This window comes from Paenibacillus sp. 01L418 (assembly GCF_056400045.1).
The window spans coordinates 1-4,149 of sequence record NZ_JBFTSN010000509.1; the positions used below are offsets into that span (position 1 = coordinate 1).

Here is a 4,149-nt window from a genome sequence, read left to right on the forward strand (position 1 = left end):
CGTATTAGGAGGGGACCATAGTGTTGCGATTGGCTCGCTAGCTGGTTTGACTGGTCATTACAATAATTTGGGTATTATCTGGTTTGATGCGCATGGCGACTTGAATACGGAGGAGACAACTCCTTCCGGAAATATGCACGGTATGCCGCTTGCGGTAGCGATGGGTCTAGGGAAGTTTAAGCTTTCCGATATACCGGGAGCTGGACAGCTCATTAAGAAAGAAAATGTAGTGATTATCGGAGCGCGTGATTTGGATCATTACGAGAAGGAGCTTATTCGCTCAGAAGGTATCGCTTGCTTCACGATGCATGACATTGACCGAATGGGCATGAAGGCAGTCATGGAGAAGGCGATTGAGATTGTGAGCAGCGGTACGGATGGTGTGCATGTAAGCTTTGATATGGATTGTATGGACCCGGCGGAAGCTATTGGTGTAGGGACGCCGGTTCCAGGCGGAATAAGCTATCGCGAAGCGCATCTAGCGCTGGAGCTGCTAGCTGAAACAGGCCGCGTAACCTCTATGGATATTGTGGAAGTAAATCCTCTGCTGGATGTAGGCATGCGTACTTCTCGGCTTGCGGTTGAGATGGCGACCTCTCTGCTTGGCAAACGAATCATATAGAATCTAGGCGGTTAGGGGACGAGGGTTCGCTATGGAAAAAATGATGAGGAGCTTTTTTCTGACTCTCGGCAAAAGCATTCGGATTGGGAGCTTGGCGCGTAAATATGGCCTCAAGCTGGGAGCTAGCCGATTTGTAGCTGGGGTTGAGATAAGCAGCGCCATTGAAGCGGTCAAGAAGCTTAATAAACAAGGAAAAATGGCAACTTTAGATCATTTAGGTGAATTTATTCGAGGTAAGGAAGAGGCAGCTCATTCCGCAAATATGTGCTTGCGCACGCTAAAGGCAATTGCTGCTTCTAATGCAAATGCGAACTTATCATTAAAGCTTACAAGCTTAGGACTGGATCTAGACAGCAAGCTGTGCGAGGAGCATATGAGAACGATATTGGATGCCGCTGCGAAAATGAACATTTTTGTTCGAATCGATATGGAAGATTACTCTCACTGCCAGCCTGCTCTTGATCTATATAAGAGGCTGCGAGAGTCATATGACCATGTAGGTATCGTTATTCAAGCTTATTTGTTTCGCTCGGAGCAGGATGTTTATGAGCTAGGACTTAATCGTGCCAACCTAAGATTGGTGAAGGGCGCTTATAAAGAAGCTGAAGAGGTTGCCTATCCGCAGAAAACGGATGTCGATCAATCATTTGAGAGATTAATAAAGATGCATTTGCAGAGCGGCAGCTACACGGGGATAGCGACCCATGATCGCGCCATCATTGATACCGCAAAAAGGTTCATCAAAGAGCAGGGAATTCCAGTGGAGCAATTCGAGTTCCAAATGCTTTATGGCATTTGCGAGGAGCTGCAGGATGAACTCGTTCGTGATGGTTATAGAGTAAGAATATATGTCCCTTACGGTGAAGATTGGTTTGGTTATTTCATGCGAAGACTGGCAGAACGACCTGATAACGTTTGGTTTGTACTGAAAAATATGTGGAAGTAGAGGGGAATGACAATGAGAGAATGGAATGTAACGCCATTTGTTACTGAACCGATGACTGATTTTGGCAATGCTGAGAACCGCGCTGCCTTTCTGGAAGCAATTGCTCATGTGAGAACGGAATTAGGCAAGCAATACCCGCTGCATATTGGAGGTCATGCCGTTCATACCTCTGATTATATCGTATCGCGCAACCCGGCAAAGTCGGATGAAGTAGTAGGTGAAGTGGCAAAAGCGAGCCAAGAATTAGCAGAACAGGCGATGAAATCAGCGCTTGCTGCTTTTGAAACGTGGAAACATACATCGGTATGGACACGGGCGAGCTGCTTGATGAAAGCCGCAGCGCTCATGCGGGAGCGGAAGCATTATTTTTCGGCGTGGCTCGTAATTGAGTCAGGTAAAAACTGGGCAGAAGCCGATGCAGATACCGCAGAAGCGATTGATTTTATGGATTATTATGCACGTGAAATGTTGAAATTAGCGGAAACCAATGAGCTAAAGCCGCTGGTTAAGCTAGCAGGTGAAGACAATCGGCTGACTTATATTCCGCTGGGCGTCGGGATTGTTATTCCGCCTTGGAATTTCCCGCTGGCAATATGCGCTGGGATGGCTAGTGCCTCTATTGTTGCAGGCAACACGATTATTATGAAACCTGCATCTACAACTCCGATTATTGCTTACAAGTTCTATGAGCTGATGGTGGAGGCGGGGATGCCTGCTGATGTTATTCAGTATTTGCCGGGAAGCGGTGCAGAAATCGGTGACTACTTGACTAGCCATCCAAAGACCAGATTCATTAGTTTCACAGGCTCGAAGGAAATAGGGCTGCGTATTAATAGGCTGGCTGCTGAGCAAGCGCCGGGACAAATATGGATGAAGCGAGTTGTAGCGGAAATGGGCGGGAAAGACGGTATTGTCGTAGATGAAACGGCCAATATCGATGCTGCTGCTGATGCTATTGTGGCGTCTGCTTTTGGGTTTCAAGGACAGAAATGCTCGGCAGGCTCAAGAGCCATTGTTGTAGCGGATGTGTATGATGAGCTTATTGAAAAAGTGAAAGAAAGAACGAGCAAGCTTGTTATGGGTTCCCCGGAAGAGAATGCGGCAATCGGGCCTGTTATTGATAAAGCTTCTTTTGACAAGATTTTGAATGCCATTGAGAGAGGCAAGAGTGAAGGTAGATTAATAGTAGGCGGAGGAAAAGGAATAGAGAGCGGCTATTTCATAGAGCCAACGGTATTTGCTGATGTTGCTCCAAAAGATTCGTTAATGCAAGAAGAGATATTCGGGCCTGTACTAGCGATTGCTAAGGCGAAGGATTGGCAGGAGGCTATTCATATTTACAATGATACGGAGTTTGGTCTGACAGGAGCTTTTTTCTCAGAAGAAGAGGATCGTATTCAAGCAGCGCTGCAGGAAATGCATTGCGGCAATCTATATATTAACCGTAAATGTACGGGAGCGTTAGTAGGCGTTCATCCCTTTGGGGGATTTAATATGTCAGGTACAGATTCAAAGGCTGGCGGACATGATTATATGCTATTGTTCACGCAAGCTAAACTTACGTCTATTAAACTATGAATGAATAATAGTCGGCATCCTTAAAATTTAATGTCATATAAAATAACATAATAGATTGATTTTTATCGAATTTTAATCGAATATCTGAAAATATCATTGTCTATATGAAATGTTGATGTTACACTATCTCACGTAAAGAAGTATATTGTATACAAATTTTGACGCTTTACCCACATATACATAAGGCGCACCCTAGATTAAGTCAAAATTGATTAACGCAAAAGCGGAATGGGAGTGATGAGTATAGCATTGTCAATCTATAGTTTGGCTGCACTCTGTTTATTGGATTAATTGCTAGACAAAAAAGGAGGAAGAACATGTCTAAGAAGATTATCTCTCAAAAGCTTCTCGCACTCATGCTTTCCTTAATGCTCATTTTCTCTATCATTGCTCCTGGTGCTGCATATGCGCGGGAAGGTGCCGATACAGGTTCGGTTCCTGCCGAGGAGACTGCAGTCGCTCCAGAAACAACGGGGCTGGAAGAAACTTCGGATACGGAGCCGCTGATCGTCTCTGCACTTGCTGAGCCGGAAGATTCGGTTGGTAAAAGTGCTTATGATTATCTTAATTATATGGCGACCACAATCGGTGCTCGTGTTGCGGGTACGGCGAAAGAGGTTGAAGCCGGAAATTATGTAAAGGCTGAATTCGAAAAACTAGGCCTTAATACTGCGGTACAGCCGTTCAGCTATACTCGCGGTGGGACAACGGTTAATTCAAATAACATCGTAGCGACTAAAGTAGGAACCTCGCCTAAGGTTATAATCGTAGGCGCGCATTATGACTCTGTCAATGCAGGCAAAGGCGCTGATGATAATGCATCAGGTGTAGCGGTTATGCTGGAATCAGCGAAAGCAGTGTCCGAGCTAGCTACGCCGTATACGATTAAATTCATTGCGTTTGGCGCGGAAGAGCAAGGACTTAGAGGTTCTCAATATTATGTGTCTCAAATGACGGCTCAAGATAAGAAAAACACAGTTGCGATGATTAACCTCGACAGTGT

Annotated in this window: 4 protein-coding genes; all 4 read left to right on the forward strand. The window is 45.3% G+C overall.

The window, feature by feature from the left end:
• The coding region (rocF, locus tag AC1DSE_RS31555) for an arginase (protein WP_477528782.1) at positions 1-622 on the forward strand (622 nt) is incomplete at its 5' end.
• 31 nt (positions 623-653) lie between these two features.
• Positions 654-1,568 carry a proline dehydrogenase family protein gene (locus AC1DSE_RS31560; protein ID WP_477510003.1) on the forward strand — a complete coding sequence of 305 codons (915 nt, stop codon included), beginning with the start codon at positions 654-656 and terminating at the stop codon, positions 1,566-1,568.
• A 12-nt stretch (positions 1,569-1,580) separates the two neighbouring features.
• The gene (pruA, locus tag AC1DSE_RS31565) at positions 1,581-3,146 is read left to right on the forward strand and encodes an L-glutamate gamma-semialdehyde dehydrogenase (protein WP_477528783.1); all 1,566 of its coding nucleotides are present in this window, start codon (positions 1,581-1,583) and stop codon (positions 3,144-3,146) included.
• Positions 3,147-3,463: 317 nt separating this feature from the next.
• A partial coding sequence (locus tag AC1DSE_RS31570; RefSeq protein WP_477528784.1) for a M28 family metallopeptidase occupies positions 3,464-4,149 on the forward strand: 686 nt, incomplete at its 3' end.